The organism is Streptomyces sp. OR43 (genome assembly GCF_008042275.1).
Classification (GTDB): domain Bacteria; phylum Actinomycetota; class Actinomycetes; order Streptomycetales; family Streptomycetaceae; genus Streptomyces.
In genome coordinates, this window is record NZ_RDBK01000001.1 from 149,068 (window position 1) to 169,161 (window position 20,094).

Annotated in this window: 15 protein-coding genes and 1 pseudogene; 6 read left to right on the top strand and 10 right to left on the bottom strand. The window is 72.1% G+C overall.

What is annotated here, in order from left to right; translation table 11 throughout:
- The first annotated feature begins 86 nt into the window (after positions 1–86).
- A complete protein-coding gene (locus EAO72_RS00700; RefSeq protein ID WP_148015209.1) occupies positions 87–1,253 on the top strand; it encodes an exonuclease SbcCD subunit D in 1,167 nt (388 codons plus the stop codon).
- Positions 1,250–4,291 carry an AAA family ATPase gene (locus tag EAO72_RS00705; protein WP_148015210.1) on the top strand — a complete coding sequence of 1,014 codons (3,042 nt, stop codon included), beginning with the start codon at positions 1,250–1,252 and terminating at the stop codon, positions 4,289–4,291. Before EAO72_RS00700 ends, EAO72_RS00705 begins: the two co-directional genes overlap by 4 nt.
- Here EAO72_RS00705 and EAO72_RS00710 read toward each other — a convergent pair.
- Complete coding sequence (locus EAO72_RS00710) at positions 4,281–4,727, bottom strand: Lrp/AsnC family transcriptional regulator (protein WP_148015211.1); 447 nt, start codon at positions 4,725–4,727, stop codon at positions 4,281–4,283. The genes EAO72_RS00705 and EAO72_RS00710 overlap by 11 nt on opposite strands.
- Before the next feature lie 95 nt (positions 4,728–4,822).
- Between EAO72_RS00710 and EAO72_RS00715 the strand changes: the two genes are divergently transcribed.
- The gene (locus EAO72_RS00715; RefSeq protein ID WP_148015212.1) at positions 4,823–5,314 is read left to right on the top strand and encodes a rhodanese-like domain-containing protein; all 492 of its coding nucleotides are present in this window, start codon (positions 4,823–4,825) and stop codon (positions 5,312–5,314) included.
- Between the two features lie 49 nt (positions 5,315–5,363).
- On the opposite strand, the gene EAO72_RS00720 is transcribed toward EAO72_RS00715, so the two are convergent.
- Together EAO72_RS00720 and EAO72_RS00725 are read right to left on the bottom strand one after the other, a co-directional pair.
- Positions 5,364–7,049 carry a DUF885 domain-containing protein gene (locus EAO72_RS00720; RefSeq protein ID WP_148015213.1) on the bottom strand — a complete coding sequence of 562 codons (1,686 nt, stop codon included), beginning with the start codon at positions 7,047–7,049 and terminating at the stop codon, positions 5,364–5,366.
- A gap of 35 nt (positions 7,050–7,084) precedes the next feature.
- Positions 7,085–7,606: an Lrp/AsnC family transcriptional regulator gene (locus tag EAO72_RS00725; RefSeq protein WP_148015214.1), complete on the bottom strand. Its 522-nt coding sequence runs from the start codon at positions 7,604–7,606 to the stop codon at positions 7,085–7,087.
- Between the two features lie 59 nt (positions 7,607–7,665).
- Here EAO72_RS00725 and EAO72_RS00730 point away from each other — a divergent pair, with 59 nt between their 5' ends.
- Positions 7,666–8,907, top strand: coding sequence for a trans-sulfuration enzyme family protein (locus tag EAO72_RS00730; RefSeq protein WP_148015215.1), 1,242 nt, complete (start codon positions 7,666–7,668; stop codon positions 8,905–8,907).
- On the opposite strand, the gene EAO72_RS00735 is transcribed toward EAO72_RS00730, so the two are convergent.
- The 3 genes from EAO72_RS00735 to pdxR all read right to left on the bottom strand — a co-directional run bounded on the left by EAO72_RS00735 (position 8,843) and on the right by pdxR (position 13,702).
- A complete protein-coding gene (locus EAO72_RS00735) occupies positions 8,843–10,237 on the bottom strand; it encodes a GNAT family N-acetyltransferase (RefSeq protein WP_148015216.1) in 1,395 nt (464 codons plus the stop codon). The two genes, EAO72_RS00730 and EAO72_RS00735, sit on opposite strands and share 65 nt — an antisense overlap.
- A gap of 187 nt (positions 10,238–10,424) precedes the next feature.
- The gene (locus tag EAO72_RS00740) at positions 10,425–12,008 is read right to left on the bottom strand and encodes an alkaline phosphatase D family protein (protein WP_148015217.1); all 1,584 of its coding nucleotides are present in this window, start codon (positions 12,006–12,008) and stop codon (positions 10,425–10,427) included.
- Positions 12,009–12,184: 176 nt separating this feature from the next.
- Positions 12,185–13,702, bottom strand: coding sequence for a MocR-like pyridoxine biosynthesis transcription factor PdxR (pdxR, locus tag EAO72_RS00745; protein WP_148015218.1), 1,518 nt, complete (start codon positions 13,700–13,702; stop codon positions 12,185–12,187).
- Positions 13,703–13,749: 47 nt separating this feature from the next.
- Here pdxR and EAO72_RS44265 point away from each other — a divergent pair.
- Positions 13,750–14,166: pseudogene (locus EAO72_RS44265) on the top strand (EamA family transporter); the annotation flags it as partial.
- A 489-nt stretch (positions 14,167–14,655) separates the two neighbouring features.
- Here the strand turns inward: EAO72_RS44265 and EAO72_RS00755 are convergent.
- On the bottom strand, positions 14,656–15,486 hold the full coding sequence (locus EAO72_RS00755) for an alpha/beta fold hydrolase (protein ID WP_148015219.1): 831 nt from the start codon (positions 15,484–15,486) through the stop codon (positions 14,656–14,658).
- Positions 15,487–16,065: 579 nt separating this feature from the next.
- Here EAO72_RS00755 and EAO72_RS00760 point away from each other — a divergent pair.
- Positions 16,066–16,833 carry a GntR family transcriptional regulator gene (locus EAO72_RS00760; protein WP_148015220.1) on the top strand — a complete coding sequence of 256 codons (768 nt, stop codon included), beginning with the start codon at positions 16,066–16,068 and terminating at the stop codon, positions 16,831–16,833.
- A 46-nt stretch (positions 16,834–16,879) separates the two neighbouring features.
- On the opposite strand, the gene EAO72_RS00765 is transcribed toward EAO72_RS00760, so the two are convergent.
- The 3 genes from EAO72_RS00765 to EAO72_RS00775 all read right to left on the bottom strand — a co-directional run bounded on the left by EAO72_RS00765 (position 16,880) and on the right by EAO72_RS00775 (position 19,994).
- Positions 16,880–18,037, bottom strand: coding sequence for an ROK family transcriptional regulator (locus tag EAO72_RS00765; protein WP_148015221.1), 1,158 nt, complete (start codon positions 18,035–18,037; stop codon positions 16,880–16,882).
- 99 nt (positions 18,038–18,136) lie between these two features.
- Entirely contained in the window at positions 18,137–18,787 is a 651-nt protein-coding gene (locus EAO72_RS00770; protein WP_148015222.1) for a response regulator transcription factor, read from the bottom strand.
- A 4-nt stretch (positions 18,788–18,791) separates the two neighbouring features.
- On the bottom strand, positions 18,792–19,994 hold the full coding sequence (locus EAO72_RS00775) for a sensor histidine kinase (protein WP_148015223.1): 1,203 nt from the start codon (positions 19,992–19,994) through the stop codon (positions 18,792–18,794).
- Between the last annotated feature and the right edge of the window lie 100 nt (positions 19,995–20,094).

The window sequence follows — 20,094 nt, forward strand, 5'->3', positions numbered from 1 at the left end:
GGCACCGGCGCCGTGGGCAGGGCCGGTGCACAGCCGGACGGGGCTCGGGGGACGAGGAAGCGAAACATGCAGGTCGGAGCCGGCTCTTGAGGATTTTGCACACATCGGACTGGCACCTGGGCCGCTCCCTGCACCGGGTCTCCCTGCGCGAGGCGCAGGCCGCCTACCTCGACCACCTGGTGGCCACCGTGCGCGAGTACGCGGTCGACGTCGTGCTCGTGGCGGGTGACGTGTACGACAGGGCCGTGCCGCCGCTCTTCGCCGTGGAGCTCTTCGACGACGCACTGCACCGGCTCGCCGCCGCCGGTGTGCCCACCGTGATGATCTCCGGCAACCACGACTCGGCCCGGCGCCTGGGTGTCGGCGCGGGGCTCATCGGGCAGGCCGGTATCCACCTGCGGACCGACCCCGCGCGTTGCGCCACCCCCGTCCTCATCCCGGACGCGCACGGTGACGTGGCGTTCTACGGCCTCCCGTACCTCGAACCCGCCCTGGTCAAGGACGTGTTCAAGACGGAACGGGCCGGACACGAGGCCGTGCTGACCGCCGCCATGGACCGCGTGCGTGCCGATCTCGCCGAGCGGCCGGACGCCACCCGGTCCGTCGTCCTCGCCCACGCCTTCGTCGCGGGCGGCGAGCCCAGCGACAGCGAACGCGACATCACCGTCGGCGGCGTCGCGGCCGTCCCCGCAGGCGTCTTCGGCGGCGTGGACTACGTGGCGCTCGGCCACCTCCACGGCTGCCAGACCGTCGCCGAGCGCGTCCGGTACTCCGGCTCCCCGCTGGCGTACTCCTTCTCGGAGGTCCACCACCGCAAGACGATGTGGCTGATCGACCTCGACGCCACGGGCGCGATCGCCGCGGAGCGGATCGACTGCCCGGTGCCCCGGCCTCTCGCCCGGCTCCGCGGCCGGCTCGACGCCCTCCTCGACGACCCCGCCCTCGACCGGCACGCCCACTCCTGGATCGAGGCGACCCTCACCGACCCGGTCCGCCCGGCCGAGCCGATGGCCCGGCTCGTCGAGCGCTTCCCGCACACGCTCAGCCTCGTCCTCGAACCGGACCGGGCACCCGACGACCCGCACACCTCCTACGCCGAGCGGCTGCGGGGACGCGACGATCAGAGCATCGCGGAGGACTTTGTGGCCCACGTCCGGGGCGGGTACGGCACCGACGAACAGGAGCGCACGGTACTGCGCAGCGCCTTCGACCACGTACGGGTCGACGACACCGTGCGCGAGGTGAACCGATGAGGCTCCACCGGCTCCACATCACCGCCTTCGGCCCGTTCGGCGCCACCCAGGAGATCAACTTCGACGCGCTCTCCGCAGCCGGACTCTTCCTGCTGCACGGGCCGACCGGCGCCGGCAAGACCTCGGTCCTCGACGCCGTCTGCTACGCCCTGTACGGGGCCGTGCCAGGAGCCCGGCAGAGCCCCGGGACCTCGCTGCGCAGCGACCACGCACCCGCGGACCTGCCCACGGAGGTCCGGCTCGAACTCACCGTCGGCGGGCGCCGCCTGGAGATCACCCGCCGCCCCGCCCAGCCCAGGCCGAAGAAGCGCGGCGGCGGCCACACCACGGAGAAGGCGCAGAGCCTGCTGCGCGCGTACGACCCCGAGCAGGGCTGGCAGGCGCAGAGCCGCTCGCACCAGGAGATCGGTGAGGAGATCACCCAGCTCATCGGGATGAGCCGGGAACAGTTCTGCCAGGTGGTGCTCCTGCCGCAGGGCGACTTCGCCCGCTTCCTGCGAGCCGACGCCGAGGCGCGGGGCAAGCTGCTCGGCAGGCTCTTCGACACCCGTCGGTTCGCCGCGGTCGAGGAGCGCCTCGCCGACCTCCGCCGCCTCGCCGAGAACCAGGTCAGGGCCGGGGACGACCAGATCCTCGCCCTCGCCCAGCGGATCGCCCAGGCCGCCGGCCCCGCCGGGGCGGAACACCCGATGCCGCGACTCCAGCCGGGCGAGCCGGGGCTCGCGGACTCCGTACTCGAATGGGCCGCGACGGCCCGCAGCAGCGCCCGGGAACGGCTCGACATCGCGGCCCAGGCCCTCTCCGCGGCCGAGAACCGCCACGCAGCCACCAGGTCCGCGCTGGACTCCGAACGGGAACTGGCCGCACTTCAGCAGCGCTACGCCGAGACCCGGCGCCGGGCCGCCGCATCCGAAGCGGGCCGGTCCGGACACGACGAGGACCTGGAACAGCTGAGGCGCGCCCGCAGGGCGGACCGTGTCGCCCCGGCACTGGAGCTCCGCGACGAAGCCGAGCGGGCCTACGGACGGGCGAGCGCGGCCCGCGACCGCTCCCGGAGCCGGCTGCCGGACACCCTGGCCGACGCCGGTGCCGAGCAACTGGCGGCTCTGGAACGAGGGCTGCGCGAGGAGCTCGGCGGCCTCGACGCCGCACGCCGTGCCGAGCGGCGCAGCGCGGAGATCGACACTGAGCGCACCGAGCTGGAGCGCCAGGCCCGCGCTGACGACGAACTGATCCGTGAGGCCGAGGGCTGGCTGGCGGGCTGGGAGGACACCCGAAGCGGTCTGCTGGCCCGGATCGAGGAGGCGCAGGAGGCCGCGACCCGGGCCGAGTCACTGGCCGGCCGGCTGGACCCGGCCCGGCGACGCCTGGACGCGGCCCGACGGCGGGACGCGCTGGCGGCCGAGGCGGCGGCCGCCGACGAGCGGCTCGGTGCGGCCCGCGAGCATGCCCTGGGCACCCGTGAGCACTGGCTCGACGTGCGCGAGCGGCGGCTGCGTGACATCGCGGCCGAACTCGCGCGGGAACTCGTCGAGGGCGAGGCCTGCGCGGTCTGCGGATCGGCCGACCACCCGCGGCCGGCCCGTGCCGGGGACGGACACGTCGACCAGGCGACGGAGGACGCGGCGGAGGCCGCCCACCGGCGCGCCGAGCACGCGCGTACCGAGGCGGAGCACGCGCTCGGAGCCGTACGGGAACGGTATGCGGCAGCCCGCGCGGAGGCCATGGAGGACGCGGACGCGGCCCAGGGAGCGGCGGGCGATCCGTCGGTCGCCGCGCTCGCCGCCCTCGTGGACACCCTGACCCGGGAGCACGCCCAGGCGCACCGGACCGCCGCCGGGACGCACACCGCACGCGAGGCCCTGACGACGGCCGAACGGGAGCAGGCACAGCGCGCCGAGGACCGGCAGCAGGCCGAGCGGCGGGTGTCGGCCCGCACGTCCCGTCGCGAGGGCCTCGACACGGAACAGGCCTCCCTGGAAGAGATGTTGGTGCAGGCGCGCGGGGGGTCGGACAGTGTCGCGGAGCACGCCGCCCTGCTGCAGAACAGGGTTGGTCTCCTCGCCGACGCGGCCGTGACCGTGCGGGAGGAGGAGAGCGCGGCAGCGCGGCTCAAGGAAGCCGACGACCGGCTCGCCGACGCCGCGTTCCGGGCCGGATTCGACACGCCGCAGGCCGCCGCGGACACGCTCCTCGGCGACTCGGCACAGCGTGCGCTCCAGCACCGTATCGACGCCTGGCAGGCCGAGGCGGCCGCGGTGGCCGACCGGCTCGCCGAGACCGGCGCCCGCGCCGCCGCGGACCGTGCTCCCGCCGCGCCGGATGCCGCGCAGCAGGCGCACGACAGGGCGGAGCGGCTGCTGCGGGACGCTGCGGCGGCTCTCGCTTCGGCACGGGAACGCTGCGCCGAGCTCGGCAGGCTCTCCCGCCGCGTGGCCGAGGAGGTCCATGGTCTGGGCCCCGTGCGGGAGGAGCACGAGCGGGTCGCGCGGCTCGCCGGTCTCACCGCCGGGACCTCGGCGGACAACGCACGCAAGATGCGGCTGGAGTCGTACGTGCTCGCGGCCCGTCTCGAACAGGTCGCGGCGGCTGCCACCGCCCGGCTCCGGAGGATGTCGTCCGGCCGCTACGAGCTGGTCCACTCCGATGCCCGGACGGGAGGCCGCCGGGCCGGCCTCGGACTGCACGTCATCGACGCCTGGACGGGACGCGAACGCGACACGGCCACGCTCTCCGGCGGTGAGACGTTCTTCGCCTCGCTCGCCCTGGCACTCGGCCTCGCCGACGTGGTCACCGACGAGGCGGGCGGCGTACGGCTGGACACGCTGTTCATCGACGAGGGGTTCGGCAGTCTCGACGAGCAGACCCTCGACGAGGTGCTCGACGTGCTGGACTCGCTGCGCGAACGGGACCGCAGCGTCGGCATCGTCAGCCACGTCGGCGATCTGCGCCGCCGTATCCCCGCCCAGCTCGAAGTGGTGAAGGAGCGGGACGGGTCGGCGGTGCGGCACCGGGTGGCCGAAGGCATCAGCGACTGACCGCCCGTCTGGGCAGCGGTGAGGAGTAGACGACGCTGGTGGTGACGGATCCCAGGGCGCCGATCTTTCCCGAGACCGCCTCCAGATGCCGCATGGAACGGGCGGTCACCTTCAGCACGAAGCAGTCGTCCCCGGTGACGTGATGGGCCTCCACGATCTCCGGTGTCGTGTCGAGGAGGTCGTGGAACGGCTTGTAGTTGCCGTTCGGATAGCGCAGTCGTACGAAGGCGAGAACGGGCAGGCCGAGGCGTTCCGGATCGACCACCGCCGCGTAGCCGCCGATGATCCCGGCCTCCTCCAGCCGGCGCACGCGCTCGGTCACGGCGCTCGACGACATCGAGACGGCCCGCGCGAGCTCGGCGAACGTCGCGCGTCCCTCGCGCTGTAGGACGTCGAGAATGCGCCAGTCGGTGTCGTCCGGGGAATAGGCGGTCATGGGGGAAGAGGAAACAGGGGATTCCCCGGAGGATCAAGAGGTGTGCCGGGGATCTCGTCTTCCACAGTGCGATCGGCGCTCGTAGATTCTCTCCCATGACCACGCACCCCACCCTCACGACCGCCCCGAACCCCGTACTGCGCGTCCCACCCGCCGCTCCGGCCGTGGCCGCCGCCTACTTCGGCGCCTCGCTCGCCTTCCACGCCGACGTCTCGGACGTCGCCGCGGCACTGGCATCCGACGACGGCCCCGGCTTCGTCCTCCTCGACTCCCGCTCCACCGAGTCCTGGGACCAGGGGCACGTTCCCGGCGCCGTCCACCTGCCGACGGCGCTCATCGCCGGACAGGCACGTCACCTGCTCGATCCCGCCGTGCCCGTGGTCACCTACTGCTGGGGCCCCGGCTGCAACGGCGCCACCCGTGCCGCGCTCGCGCTCGCCGAACTCGGCTACCAGGTCAAGGAGATGCTCGGCGGATTCGAGTACTGGGTGCGCGAGGGCTTCGGGTTCGAGACCTGGCAGGGCAGCGAACGGCGCACCGCCGACCCGCTCACCGCGCCGGACGTGTCCGGCGACTGCGGCTGCTGACGACGGACGGTCCCGGACACCGGGCCCGGGGCCGTCCGTCGTCACGGTGTCAGAGCTTCGACAGCTCGTCGACCAGGTCGTCCAGACCCAGCGGCCCCTGGGACAGGGCGGCCATGTGCCAGGACTTGAGGTCGAAGGCGTCCCCGTGCGCCGCGCGGGCGTTCTCCCGGCCGAGCAGCCAGGCACGCTCGCCCAGCTTGTAGCCGATGGCCTGACCCGGCATCGAGAGATAGCGGGTCAGCTCGCTCTCCACGAAGTCGGCGGGCCTGCCGCTGTGGTTGCCGAAGAACTCCTGGGCCAGCTCCGGCGTCCACCGCTCACCGGGATGGAACGGCGAGTCGGCCGGGATGTCCAGCTCCGCGTGCATGCCGATGTCCACGATCACCCGGCAGGCCCGCATCATCTGGGCGTCCAGGTAACCCAGCCGGCGCTCGGCGTCGGGCAGGAAGCCCAGCTCGTCCATCAGCCGCTCCGCATACAGTGCCCAGCCCTCGGCGTTGGCGCTGACCATGCCGATGGAGGCCTGGTAGCGCGAGAGGCTCTCGGCGACATGGGCCCACTGGGCCAGCTGGAGGTGATGGCCGGGAACGCCCTCGTGGTACCAGGTGGACACCAGGTCGTACACCGGGAAACGGGTCTCGCCCATCGTCGGCAGCCAGGTGCGGCCGGGGCGCGAGAAGTCCTCGGACGGACCCGTGTAGTACGGCGCGGCGGCGCCGCCGGGCGGGGCGATCCTGGACTCCACCCTGCGGACCCGCTCGGCGAGTTCGAAGTGTGTGCCGTCCAGGGCCTCGATCGCCTCGTCCATCAGGCCCTGCAGCCACGCCTGGACCTCGTCGACGCCCTCGATGTGCTCGCCGTGGACGTCGAGATGGGCCAGCGCCTCCCAGGGGCCCGCGCCCGGCAGTACCTTCTCGGCCTCGGCCCGCATCTCGGCTAGCAGCCGGTGGTACTCCGACCAGCCGTACGCGTACGCCTCGTCGAGATCCAGGTCGGTGCCGTTGAAGTAGCGCGACCAGCGGGCGTAGCGCTCGCGGCCCACTGTGTCCGGCTCGCCCTCGATCGCGGGGGCGTACACCTCCCGCATCCAGTCCCGCAGCTCCTCCAGCGACCGGGTGGCCTGCGCCGCCGCCGCGTTCAGCTCGGTGCGCAGCGCCGCCGGCCCGGCGGCGGTGAAGTCCTGGAAGAACCCCGTCGTCCCGTCCCCGACCCACTCGTCGAGCTGGCCGATGAAGGTGGTGGTGGCGCGCGGACCGCCGTACAGCTTCCGCTCCAGACCGAGCGCGAGCGACTCGCGGTAGCCGGACAGGGCAGCCGGAACCGCCTTGAGCCGCTCGACGACGGCCGCCCAGTCCTCGTCCGTCTCGGTAGGGGTCACCGTGAACACCTCACGGATCGAGTGGGCCGGGGAGTGCAGGTTGGAAACGGCCCGCAACGCCTCGTCGGCCTCGTGCACGGCGAGTTCGGCCGTCAGGCGTTCACGCAGGAGACGGCCGCAACGGCGCTCGGCGTCATCGGCCGCGCCGGGAAGCTGCTCCGCACGGTCGAGCCGCGCGAGCGTGGTGCGGGCCAGTGCGGCGAGGGCTTCCTGGCCGGCGGGGGAGAAGTCGGGAAGGCGGCGCGAGCTCTCCGCGACACCCAGGTAGGTGCCGGAGATCGGGTCGAGTTCGATAAACGCGTCGACATAGGTGTCGGCGACCTGGCGGGGCAGCGCGCTGCTAGGAGTGTCTGACATGTGGACATCCTCGTACGGGGAGGGCCTCCGCGTCACTACCGATCGGCGGTGTGGGCCTGACCTCGACCGTCCTCGGCCGTCCGGGACGGGGGCGGCAGCAGGGGACCGCACTCCCACTGCTGGAATATCAACCGGGTCTCGACACGGGCGACTTCACGGCGCGAGGTGAATTCGTCCAGGACCAGACGCTGGAGATCGGCGGTGTCCGTCACCGCCACATGGACCAGATAGTCGTCGGGGCCGGTCAGATGGAAGAGCGCACGCGACTCGGGCAGTGTCCTGATCCGGTCGACGAACGGGCCGATGAGCTCCCGGCGGTGCGGCCGGACCTGAACGGACAGGAGTGCCTCCAGACCGCGGCCCAGCCTGGCCGGGTCCAGCCGGAGCTGATGGCCGAGAATCACGCCTGTGCGGCGCAGCCTGGTGACCCGGTCCAGACACGTCGACGGGGCGACCCCGACCTCGGCGGCGAGTTCGCGGTACGTGGTCCGGGCATCGTTCTGCAGGAGCCGCAGAATGTGCAGATCCACCGTGTCGAGAGCGACGGAATCGGTCATTCGCCGAACGTAGCACGGGCGTTCTCCTGCTTGTCCCGGTCATTGTTCAGAGTGAGCTCATGAACAACGAATCCTCGATGGTGCCCCCGACAACACCCCCGTACCGGGCGCAGGCCACCGAAGCCGTGCACGCCGGACGCGACGACCTCGCTGCCCTCGGCCTGCACGCCCCGCCGATCGACCTGTCCACCACCTACCCCTCGTACGACTCCAGGGGCGAGGCGGACCGGATCGACTCCTTCGCCGCGACCGGCGCACGGCTCGACGGGCCGCCGGTCTACGCCCGGCTCGACAACCCGACCAACGCCCGGTTCGAAACGGCCCTGGCACGGCTCGAAGGGACCGCGAGCGCAGTGGCGTTCGCCAGCGGAATGGCGGCCCTGACCGCCGTTCTGCTGGCCCGCGCGAGCCTGGGGCTGCGCCATGTGGTGGCCGTCCGCCCGCTCTACGGCTGCAGCGACCACCTCCTGGGCGCCGGGCTCCTCGGCACGGAGGTCACCTGGACGGATCCTGCGGGGATCGCCGAGGCGGTCCGCCCCGACACCGGGCTGGTGATCGTCGAGACGCCCGCCAACCCGACCCTTGCCGAGGTCGACATCCGGGCGGTCGCCCACTCCTGCGGCTCGGTCCCGCTGCTCGTCGACAACACCTTCGCCACGCCGGTTCTCCAGCGGCCCGTCGAGCACGGGGCGCGGATCGTGCTGCACAGCGCGACGAAGTACCTGGGGGGTCACGGGGACGTGATGGGCGGAGTCGTCGCCTGCGACGAGGAGTTCGCGGCCCGGCTGCGGCAGGTGCGCTTCGCCACCGGCGGGGTGCTGCACCCGATGGCGGGCTACCTGCTGCTGCGCGGTCTCGCCACGCTGCCGGTGCGCGTCCGGGCCGCGTCCGCGAACGCCGCGGAACTCGCCCGCCGGCTCTCCGCCGACCCGCGGATCGCCCGTGTCCACTACCCGGAACTGGGTGGCGCGATGGTCTCCTTCGAGGTGTACGGGGACCCGCACCGGGTGATCGGCGCCGTACGGCTGATCACGCCCGCGGTCAGTCTCGGCAGCGTGGACACCCTGATCCAGCACCCGGCCTCCATCAGCCACCGCATTGTGGATGAGGGAGACCGGCAGTCCTCGGGCGTCGGCGACCGGCTGCTTCGCATGTCCGTCGGGCTGGAGGACGTCGAGGATCTGTGGGCCGACCTGTGTCAGGCGCTGAGCGGCGAGGAGCCCGTCCGGCGGACGGTCAGCGCTTCGCCCGCTCGTACGGCGGCAGGGAACGCGCCGCGGCCGAGCTCAGCCGGGCGGTGATCACGAGCGTGCCCTCCTCGATCTGGTAGTCGAGCGGCAGCGAGAGCGCGCGCATGGCGGCGACCATCCCGGTGTTCGACGCCTGGGTGACCGCGTAGACGCTCTCGCAGCCCGCCTCGACGGCGAGAGCCACCAGGCGGCCCAGAAGTTCGGAGCCGATGCCCCGTCGCTGCCAGTCGTCCTCGACGAGCAGGGCGACCTCGGTCTCGTCGCCGTCCCAGAGGAGATGGCCGAGGGCCACCGTCCGGCCGGAGGCCGTCTGTACGGCGAGGGTGCGCCCGAAGCGCGGGCTCAGCAGGTGGTCGAGATAGCGGTCGGCATCGCGGACCGGTCCGTGGTAGCGCAGCCGCAGGGTCTGCTCCGAGCAGCGGTCGTGCATGGCCCGCGCTGCTTCCAGGTCGCCGCCGTCCGCCCGGCGCACGGTGATCGCGTTGCCCTCGGGCAGGGTGAGCACGTGCTCGCTGCGCGGGATGCGGGGGCCGAGGCGCGCATCGAGCTCGACCAGGGCGCGCGCCCTGGCGAACTCCGTGGGGGTGAAGGGCAGATAGGGCCGCTCCACCGTGATGACGCCGCCCGACGGATCGCGCAGCCGCATCACCGTCTCCTCCAGCACGCCTTCCACGGGCGCGGTCTCACCGGTGGCGCGTCCGGTGATGGACATGGCGGGCAGCGAGTGGATGGTGCAGCGGCCGAGCAGCTGGCGCAGGGCGAGGGGGAGTTCGGCAGCGTCCAGCGCGGTGCGGGTGGCGAGGCCGAGCACCCGGGTCGGAGCGTCCACCAGATCGTGGGCGTCGGCGCGCTCGATCCACGTGGAGCTGCCGCCGGCGTCCGAGATGGCGCGGGTCAGCTGAGCGGCGGGCAGCGAGGCGGGGGCGCGCAGCAGGAACTCGTCGACGGTGCCTTCGGCCAGCGGGTGGGTCTGCAGGGTCAGGATGTCGATCCGGTGGCGGGCCAGCACGATGCACAGTGCGGCCAGGCTGCCGGGAGCGTCCCGCACGGTGGTCCGCATCCGCCACAGCACCGTCTCGGCGGGAGCGGAGTCCGGCGACGCGTCGGCCTCCACGGCCGGAGCGTCCGAGGCCGCTAGGCCCTGGGCATCCGGCGGTGGCGCGTGACTGTGCCGGCGTGCCCACCAGGTGTGGAACGCGGCGGTGGCGGTCAGCGCCACCGCCGAGGCGATGAGCAGATACGGACCGTCGGGCTGGTGCCCGATCAGGTTGGCGATCGCGTCGGCGACGGCGACCGCGGTGAACAGGGCGGCAAGCTCAATGAGGTCCCGCCGCCAGTGGTGGGGGCGGCGGGCGCTCTTCGCGGAGGTCACATCAGTCATGACTTCACTGTGACCGAGCGGTGTTGCCTGATCACGAACGCCTTGTGACCGATGGGTTAAGTGTGGATCTAGTCGCCTATCGTCTGTTTTTGGTCGGTTGGCAAGTCGATTTTGAGCGAGGTCCGGACCGGAATCGAGCGCGGGGCACCGCTCCGGTCTGCGCCGCCGTCGGGCCGAGCGGACCCGCTCACTGCCCGACGCGCCCCGGCTGGAGCACCTTGCTGAACAGGACGGATCCGCCCTGCTCCCGGAGACGTACGGTCAACTCCCCGCTGTCGCCGTCGATGTCCACCTCACCGAAGAGCGCAGGTGTCTCCATCGGTGAGACGTTTGCCCGGCCGGGAGCCTGAACGAACACCTGGTCGGGTCCGAACGTCCCGTCGAGCGCGTTCGACGGGAACTGGCCGGCCGCCAGCGGTCCCGTGACGAACTCCCAGAACGGCGCGAAGTCCTTGAACGCCGCGCGCTCGGGGGCGTAGTGCTGGGCCGAGGTGTAGTGGACGTCGGCCGTCAGCCACACCGTGCCGGTGATCCCGCGGTGCTTGATGAACCGCAGAAGCGCGGCCATCTGCAGTTCGCGGCCGAGCGGCGCCCCGGGGTCGCCCTGTGCCACGGCCTCGAAGTCCGTCGCACCGTCGGAGACCACCAGCCCCAGCGGCATGTCCGCGGCGATCACCTTCCACACCGCACGGGACTTCGACAGCTCCCGCTCGAGCCAGGCCAGCTGCTCGGCACCGAGGATTCCGGTGGCATCGTCGGGCTGCCGGCCGGGGGAGTTGGCGTTGCGGAACGTCCGCATGTCCAGGACGAACAGGTCGAGCAGCGGACCGTGCCGCACCACTCGGTGGACCCTGTTGCCCCCGCCCGCGGAGCCGTGCAGGGTCGACACCGGGAAGTACTCCCCGAACGCCCGCATCGAGCGCGCCGCCAGCACGTCCACGTTCTTCTCGGTGTACCGGGCGTCGTCGAGGATCTGACCGGGATACCAGTTGTTGCGCACCTCGTGGTCGTCCCACTGGATCACCGACGGCACCTGTGCGTTGAACCCGCGGAGGTTGTCGTCCAGCAGGTTGTAGCGGAAGTTACCCCGGTACTCGGCGAGTGTCTCGGCGACCTTCGCCTTCTCCTCGGTGGTGACGTTGTGCCAGACGCGGCCGTCAGGCAGCGTCACGCTCGGCTCGATGACCCCGTCCGCGTAGATGTTGTCCCCGCTGCAGAGGAAGAAGTCGGGGTCGAGGCGGCGCATCTCGTCGTAGACCCGGTAGCCCCCGATGTCCGGGTTGATGCCCCATCCCTGACCCGCTATGTCGCCGGACCACAGGAACCGCACACCGTCGCGCCGGCGCGCGGGCGCGGTCCGGAACGTGCCGTACACCGGTTCGCCGGTGCGACGGGGGTCGTCCGGGGCGGCGAGCGTCACCCGGTAGTGCACCTGCTCGCCGGGCGGCAGCCCGAACAGAGGCGTCGTTCCGGTGAAGTCCGTCCCCGCACCCAGCAGCGGGCCGTGCCAGGTCCGGGCGCGCCGGAACGACTCGGTCGCCGACGTCTCCACCACCATCCGGGCCGGCCGGTCGGAGCGTACCCAGACCAGAGCGGAGGACGAGGTGACATCGCCGACCTGCACGCCCCAGGCCGCGTCCGGACGGCCGGACCGCGCGAAGGCCGGGGCGGCCGCGCCCGCCACGGGGAGGGTGAGAGCGGCCGTGGCCACCAGCGAACCGCGCAGCACGGTACGGCGGTCGGGGGACGGGATTCGTGGACGGTACGGCATCGGGAGGCCTCCGGCGGGTCGGGCGTACGGACTGCTGAGCGACCGGCCCACCCTCGCGCCCGACGGCGGCGGACACACCAACACCAGGTGAATACCGGGCCCGCTTGCTCCGGATCCGTCCGGCGCCCGCACCGGAATCCGGCCGCAGACTGGCCCGGGATCCGGCCCCCACCCGTTCAGGAATCCGGCTCACCGTCCCCACCTGAGTCCGCGCCCCCGCTTGACCTGGAGCGCGGTCGGCGTCCTTCCTGCCGGCAGGCCGCGAGCAGTCGGACACCGTGTGAGATGTCGGCCGGTGGCAGGTGCGCGTAGCCGATGACCAGACTCACCCAGGGGTCGGCGGACCGTTCGTCGCGGCAGTCGTCGAGGGGGCGCAGGGCGATTCCGGCCTCCGCCGCGCGGCTCACGAAGTCGGCCTCGGGGCCGTACCGTTCGGGCAGTCGGGCGATGACGTGCAGTCCCGCCGCGATCCCGCTGACCTCGGCGCCCGGGAAGTGCTCGGCGAGCGCGGTCGTCAGGACGTCACGACGCTCCCGGTAGGCGCGCTGGCAGCGGCGCAACTGCCGGTCGTAACCGCCCCGGACGATGAAGTCGGCGAGCACGGCCTGGTCGACGGCCGGATTGCCCATGTCCATGGTCCGCTTGCGGTCGACGAGCTCGTCCGTCATCGAGGCCGGCGCCAGCAGCCAGCCGAGCCGCAGCCCGGGCGCCAGGGACTTGCTCACGGAGCCGGTGTACGCGACATGCTCGGGGTCGAGGCCCTGGAGGGCGCCGACGGGCGCGCGGTCGTAGCGGAAGTCGCCGTCGTAGTCGTCCTCCACGATGACGCCGTCCGTCTCCCTGGCCCAGTCCAGAAGGCGGCTGCGACGGGCCGCGGAGTACGCGATTCCGGTGGGGAACTGATGGGCCGGAGTGGTCACGACGGCTCGTACGCCGGAGCGCACGAGAGGCTCGACCGACAGCCCTTCGTCATCGAGCGGCAGGCGAGCCGTCGCAAGGCCCGCCGACGAGAAGAGGGAGGCGTGCTCCGGGCTCCCGGGATCCTCGACACCGACCGTGGTCAGTCCGCGTCCGTGCAGGACGAAGCCGAGCAGGGTGCTTGCCTGGGCGACGCCGGAGCAGACCAGCAGACGCTCCGGGTCGGCCACCACCCCGCGGCGCCGGGCCAGCAGCGCGGCCAGCGCATCACGCAGTTCCGGCAGCCCGCGCGGGTCCGGATAGCCCAGTGCGCTGTGCGGCAGCCGGCCGAGGACCGAACGGTGGGTGGCGGCCCAGGCGCTGCGCGGGAAGAGCGAGAGGTCCGGAGTACCCGGTCTGAAGTCGACGCGTGTGCCGGGGGCGCGGGGAGCGAGATCGCGGGCACCGCCCCTGGCCGCCCGCACCGAGCCGCTCACCCATGTCCCCGCCCCGTGCCCGCTGCGCAGATAGCTCTCGGCGGTCAGCTGCTCGTAGGCCTCGGTGACCAGGCCGCGCGAGACACCGAGATCCGCGGCGAGCGCGCGGCTCGACGGCAGTCGTGTCCCCGGCGCCAGGCGGCCGGAACGGACCGCTTCCCGCAGTGCGGACTGGAGCGCCCGCCCGCGGCCACGGGSCGGGGCCGAAGCGGCCGGGAGGAGGAGCTCCCAGGCTGCCGAGACGGACTCCCGAGCACCGCCGTCCGTGCCGGGCGTCGAAGTGGTCCCCGAAGACGTCATAAATGTGGACCTTAAACCGTACCGCCCGGGCGCCTAGCGTCGAAGCCATGAATGTGACCTATCTGCGTGGCGCGTCTCTCGCCGCCTTCGCCTCCGTCCTCGTAGGTGCCTCCTTCACCGCCAACAGCGTCCTAGGCGACTATCCGTACGCCGGCGGCCAGGCGCTGCGCTACGGCCTCGCCGCCCTGCTGCTCCTGCCCCTGCTGAACCGGGCCGGTGAGCCCCGGCCGGCCGACGTGCTCCGTGGGCTCACCGCCAGGCAGTGGGGCAGGCTGGCCCTGCTCGCCGCTGTGGGAATGGTCGGCTTCAACCTCGCCGTCCTGGCAGCGGAACGCTCCGCGGAGCCGGCTGTTCCGGGCGTGTTCGTCGGATGCGCACCGATCCTGGTAGCCGTCCTCGTGCCACTGGCGGCCGGGCGCAGGCCGACCCGTGCCGTTCTCAGCGCCGCGGCACTGGTCGCGGTCGGCGCGTTCACCGTTCAGGGCTGGGGGCAGACCGACACGGCCGGCATCGTCTTCTCCGTCGGTGCGCTGGCCGGTGAGGTGGGCTTCGCGGTCATCGCCGTGCCGGTGCTGCGCCCACTCGGGCCCAAGCTGCTGTCCGCCACGGTGTGCGCGATCGCCGCGGCGGAGGCCACGGTCCTGGGCCTGCTGGTCGACGGTGCGGGATTCGTGCGGGTGCCGACGGCCGGCGAGGCGGCCGCGCTGCTGTGGCAGGCCGCTGTGGTGACCGTGATCGGTTTCGTCTGCTGGTACCGCGGGATGCAGCGCATCGGAGCGGAGCGCGCCACGCTGTTGCTCGGGCTGATCCCCGTCGCCGCCGCGCTCACCGCCCCCCTCGTCGGCTCCGGCTCGTACGGCATCGCGCAGGCGGCGGGCAGCTGCCTGGTCGGGGCCGGCGTGGCGATCGGCTCGGGCGTCCTGAGCCGGCGGGGCTGCGAGCGGGTCGCGGATTCAGCGGCTGGTGTCGAGAATCACCCGGGCCACCAGAGCCGGGTCGTCGTTCATCGGGACGTGACCGCAGCCGGGGAGCCGGACCAGTCGGGCACCGGGGACGGTGTGCTTGGCCCGGATGCCCTGGCGTCGCAGGAGGAGCCGGTCTTGGCCACCCCAGGCGATGGTCACCGGTAGCCCCGGCACGTTGTCGGCGAACCGGACGTTCCTTCCGGCGGTAAGGGTCCGGTGGAAACCCGTCGCCCGTCGCAGGGCGAGGGTCTCGGACACGGCCGCCTCCGGTGAGCGCCGCCCGGGCCGGGCATAGATGGTGCTGGTCAGGACGGTGCGACCGGCGGCGGTGCGGGACAGCCGCTCGATGAGGGGAAGCGGCATCGACTCCGCCGCGAGCCGCATGGCGCGGAGGGTGCCGAACGCGTACCGGCGCTCGGGATCCGTCCAGAAGCCGGCGGGCGAGAGCGCGGTCACCGAGCGTACGAGCTTCGCGCGGCCCAGCTCCAGTGCCAGCAGCCCACCGAGCGAGTTCCCCGCCACGTGCGGACGGTCCACCCCGATCGCCTCGCAGAAGGTCCCGAGCAGCGGCGCCACGGTCGCCAGGTCGTAGGCCACGTCGTCGGGCAACCCCGGAGAAGCGCCGAAACCGGGCAGGTCCACGGCGATGACATCCCGCTCCAGGGCCAGGACCGGGATCACCGGGTCCCAGGCCTGCCGGTGGTGTCCGATGCCGTGGAGCAGCAGCAGGGGCTCACCGGTACCCGACCGCTCGTACGCCACGGACACGGTCTGCGGTCCTCGGGGTGACTCGATGGTGAACGAGACCGTGGTGGCCATGGAGTTGCTCCCGGGTGAGGCGAAACGAGGGGTCCGTGCCAAGCGGCTTAGACATTTCGTCAGCAACAATTACCGCCCGGTAGCCTGTAGTTCAAGAGGGCGGGGGCGCGAACTGAACACGCGGGCGGGGCGGCGAGCCGGATTCGCGGCGACAGGCCGGCCGGCCCCTTGCCTCCCGGGCGGATGCTGGGGCGGAGCCGACAGATACGCAGAGCGGGGCAAAGCGGCCTGAAGAGGCGTGTATCGCCCTTAATGTAAATGAAATTTCCGCATTCTTTGCCGAGCGGCTGATGCGTGGGTTTCCTCGGGCGGCGTTCCCGGCCGCCCGCACCGGAAGGGTGCCCGGTCAGGCAACGCAGCCCCGCGCACCGTCCCGGACGTGGGGCTTTCGTGCTGCCTGCGCCCCGCCTTCCGCGAACGTCCTGTGAACGCTGCACGGCGGATCGCCGCTTCACGGGCCCGTGGCCCGAGGATTGGTCTTGACCAAGGGGGTGCGCCGTCCTATGGTCTCAACGTTAAGACAGGAACCTTTAATAAATAACGTCGCGGAAAAGCCGCTGGGCGATTGCGGAGGACAGGGTGGGGACCACGCAGCTGGAATCGGTGCAGGAGCCGAAGTACTGGCACCTCAAGACCGTGCTCAGTGAGGCACTCGACTCGGACTTTGCGGTGGGGGAGATCCTTCCCAACGAGCGCGAGCTCGCCGCCCGGTTCGGCGTCGCCCGGGCCACGCTCCGGCAGGCTCTGGAACAGCTCGAACTCGAAGGCAGGCTCCAACGCCGCCGCGGGGTGGGCACCACCGTTGCCCCGCCGCGCGTGGGCGTCGCTGTCTCCACCGCTCAGCACGACTGGACCGGGGGCGGCGCTGGTGAGGCCTGGCAGCCGGTCGACTGCCGGACCGCAGCCGCACCGGCCGCCGTGGCCGGGATGCTCGACGTGGCAGGTGACGAGCCCGTCCACATCGTGCGCAGGATCCGCCTCACACACGGACAGCCGGTCGCGGCAGAACTGTTGTACGTACCGGCGGCCTCCGTCCCGGACCTCTCGGCGATAGAGACCCCGTCCGGTCCCGCCAGGGCCCGCAGTGTCGTACGTGAACTGCATCGGCTCGGCCTCGACGGTCAGGACCGTTCCGTGGAGCTCGGCTCGGCACGCGCGGACGACGCCAAGGAGCTCGACCGGCTCCCCGGCGCCCCCGTCCTCGTCGTGACGACCCGCTACCTCGCCGCCGGAGGCACGGCCGCGGTCTCCGTCGCCACCTACCGGGCCGACACCTGCCGTCTCACTTTCGGCGACTCGGGCGATCTGGAGATCAGCCACGACGACCGGACCCGGCAGGCATCCTGACCGGATGACCGCGCGCCCCCGGCGTGCACCGAACGGCCCGTCGCCTTCAGCGGCGGGCCGTCACCGTTCCCTCTACGGCGAACAGCTGCTCCTCCACATGGTCGAGCGCCAGCCGCAGCGCACCCGTGGCCACGGCGGCCTCGCCCAGGAGCGACAGGGCCACCCGAGGGGGCCGCAGGCAGTAACGGGCCAGTTCACCGCGGAGCGGATCCAGCACCCCGTCCAGTCCGGCGGCCCAGCCGCCGATGACCACCAGCTCCGGGTCGAGCGCCAGGACCAGTGCCGCCACATCGTGCACCAGACGCTGGATGAACCGTTCGACCGCGGCCTGGGCCTGCTCGTCACCGCGCCGTGCCTTGGCGAACACCGCGGCGACCGCATGTTCGTCGAGCGGGTCCAGGGGTGTGTCCGTCGTCGACAGCAGCCTTTCCGGCGTGACGTCACGACCGAGGAGATGCAAGGCACCGATCTCGCCGGCCGCGCCGCCGAAACCGCGGTGCAGCCGTCCACCGATGAGGGAACCCGCCCCCGGGCTCAGACCCGCCAGCACGAACACGATGTCATCGGACTCCGTGGCCGCACCCTTCCAGTGCTCCGCGACCGCCGCCGCGTTCGCGTCGTTCTCCACGAGCACGGGGCAGCGGAACGAGCGCCTCAGGCGCTCACCGAGCGCCAGCCCCGTCCAGTCCGGCAGCGCGGTCCCGAGCCGGACGGTGCCGTCCGCCTCCACGATGCCGGGGCTGCCCACACCGACCGCCCGCAGACTGCTCCGGGCCACGCCGGTCCGCCGGAGGACGTCGGCGACCACGGTCCGCACTTTGTCGAGGCGGTCGTCCGCGCAGGCGGTCTCGGACACCTCGCGCGAGCCGGCCCCGATGATCCGGCCGTCCAGTCCCGACAACAACGCCGAGACCCGGTGCGGGCCGATCTCGATGCCGAGAAGGTGTCCCGCCTCGGCCCGGAACCGGAACCTGCGGGCCGGACGCCCTTGACGCCGCGCCTCGGCCCCGTCCGGGGCCGACTCGACGACCAGTCCGGCCTCGAACAGTCCCTCCACGACGCCTTCGACCGTGGGCCGGGACAGCCCCGTGATCCGGGTCAGGTCCGTAAGGGTCGGGGATTCCGCGCCCCGGAGGGCGTGCAGCACCACCGCGGAATTGATCCGTCGCAGCAACGACGGGTCCCCACCGGTCAGCCGGCCCACGGTGTGTCCTCCCAGCTCGTGCGCATGTCAGGCGGATCGTACTCGCTGCCCGGGGACTGGGCGACCGTGGGCGGCGAGGCAGTCCGGGAACCACCGGTATCAGCTCGGAGCGACGAATCCGGACTCGTAGGCGGCGATGACCGCCTGGGTACGGTCCCGGGCCCCCAACTTCGCCAGCACGGCGCTGACATGGGACTTCACCGTCTCGACGCCCACGACGAGCCGGGCCGCGATCTCGGCATTGGACAGCCCGCGGGCCATCAGACGCAGTACAGCCGCCTCGCGCTCGGTGAGGGAAGCCTGCTTCATGGCCTCCCGCGCCTTGCTCGTACCGTATGCGGCTGCCAGCTGCCTCACCGCGGCGGGGAAGAGCAGGGACTCGCCCTCCGCCACCAGCCGCACCGCGTGCACGATCTCGGCCGGCCGGGCCCGCTTGAGGAGGAACCCGTCCGCGCCGGCCCGCAACGCCTCGTAGACGTACTCATCGTTCTCGAAGGTCGTCACCACCAGGATCTTCGGCGGATCGGGTACGGTCCGCAGCACCACCCGCGTCGCTTCGATGCCGTCCATGAGCGGCATCCGGACGTCCATCGCCACCACATCGGGCCGCAGCTGACGCACCAACGGGATCACCGCGGCGCCGTCACCCGCCTCACCGACCACCTCGATGTCGGGCTGGGCTTCCAGAACCGCGCGCAGTCCCGCGCGGACCAGGGGTTCGTCGTCGACGAGAAGAACGGTAACGGGCATCCGGTCAGCCTATGTGGTGCAGAGGAAGGCTCGCGTGCACCATCCATTCCCCCTTGTACGGTCCCGTTCTGGCACTGCCGCCCAGCAGCGCGGCTCTCTCCCTGATGCCCCTCAGCCCGCTTCCGCGCCCCATCGGCTCGGCCGGAGCCGCGAGGGAAGTACCTGTCGAACCCATGAACGGATTCGTCACCTCCAGCTCAAGCCGGCCGTCAGCGACGGTGATGCGGACCCGGACCCGGACTGCGACAGATCCGGAATGGCGCAGGACATTGGTGAGGGCCTCCTGGAGAATGCGATAGCCCTCGCGGGACACCGACGCGGGTACCTGTTCCAGGGGACCGGACAGGTCAACATCGACATCGGCTCCGGAACCGCGCGCTGAGTCCAGCAGACGGTCTGCCTCGCTCAGTGATGGCTGCTGACTCGACGGCTCACCCGATTCGCGCAGCACTCTCAGCACCCGCTCCAGGTCATCCAGCGCGTCACGGCCCGTCTCCTCGATCGCCGACAGCGCCCGCTCGGTGAACTCCGGGTCGTGTGCCGCCCGGGCGGCGCCTGCCTGCACGACGGCGACCGTCAGGGCGTGCCCGATCGAATCGTGAAGCTCGCGCGCTATCCGGTTGCGTTCGAGCAACTGCTCCGTGCGCTCCTCCAACGCGGTCATCCGCTGTTTCCGGGTTGGCCCGAGCAGCCACCGGGCAGCAGCGGTGATGAGCTCTCCACAGCTCACGACGATGGCGAGCAGCATCACCAGGGGAACCGGGACGAGGAGCGCGGCCCACCAATGCGTGCCCAGCCCTGCGGCGAACCACTCGGCGCTCGGTTCCGAACCCACCGCCGAGCGGATGAGATCGACCGCCGTGGCCAACAGCCACACCGTCGCCATGCCGGCCAGTGCGGCACAGAGCAGGCGCACCTCCAGCCAGAGAGACGTCCGCCATCGCTCGGACCACGATGTGGACGGAGCGGCCGAAATCGATGCCCCGGGGTCGCCCCGCTCCGCGGGAGTGAGCAGCAGCTGCGCCTGGACCCCCTCGGCGAGGCGCATCCCGGGAATCAGCCCCACCAGAGCCGCGAGGACGACGGGCACCCAGGGCGTGTCCATCGAGATGAACAGCCAGACACTCACAGCGGCGCCGGGCAGAAGCAGATGCAGCCACCGGGTGTAGGTGACCGGCGTGGTCAACGGGTGGAGGAAGCTGGACATGCTGCCATCGTGCCAGCGAGCTCTGCGCAACGGCTCCCCCGCGCGAGGGAGATGATCCACACCGGCGGGGGAGGACCGCTGCCGGCGCGGCGGCCAGGCT

What these genes read in the sequence shown, in the direction of transcription:
- EAO72_RS00705 (WP_148015210.1), top strand. Translation starts at nt 1,250, where the DNA reads ATGAGGCTCCACCGGCTCCACATCACCGCCTTCGGCCCGTTCGGCGCC.
- EAO72_RS00710 (WP_148015211.1), bottom strand. Translation starts at nt 4,727, where the DNA reads ATGACCGCCTATTCCCCGGACGACACCGACTGGCGCATTCTCGACGTC.
- EAO72_RS00715 (WP_148015212.1), top strand. Translation starts at nt 4,823, where the DNA reads ATGACCACGCACCCCACCCTCACGACCGCCCCGAACCCCGTACTGCGC.
- EAO72_RS00720 (WP_148015213.1), bottom strand. Translation starts at nt 7,049, where the DNA reads ATGTCAGACACTCCTAGCAGCGCGCTGCCCCGCCAGGTCGCCGACACC.
- EAO72_RS00725 (WP_148015214.1), bottom strand. Translation starts at nt 7,606, where the DNA reads ATGACCGATTCCGTCGCTCTCGACACGGTGGATCTGCACATTCTGCGG.
- EAO72_RS00730 (WP_148015215.1), top strand. Translation starts at nt 7,666, where the DNA reads ATGAACAACGAATCCTCGATGGTGCCCCCGACAACACCCCCGTACCGG.
- EAO72_RS00735 (WP_148015216.1), bottom strand. Translation starts at nt 10,237, where the DNA reads ATGACTGATGTGACCTCCGCGAAGAGCGCCCGCCGCCCCCACCACTGG.
- EAO72_RS00740 (WP_148015217.1), bottom strand. Translation starts at nt 12,008, where the DNA reads ATGCCGTACCGTCCACGAATCCCGTCCCCCGACCGCCGTACCGTGCTG.
- EAO72_RS00755 (WP_148015219.1), bottom strand. Translation starts at nt 15,486, where the DNA reads ATGGCCACCACGGTCTCGTTCACCATCGAGTCACCCCGAGGACCGCAG.
- EAO72_RS00770 (WP_148015222.1), bottom strand. Translation starts at nt 18,787, where the DNA reads ATGCCCGTTACCGTTCTTCTCGTCGACGACGAACCCCTGGTCCGCGCG.
- EAO72_RS00775 (WP_148015223.1), bottom strand. Translation starts at nt 19,994, where the DNA reads ATGTCCAGCTTCCTCCACCCGTTGACCACGCCGGTCACCTACACCCGG.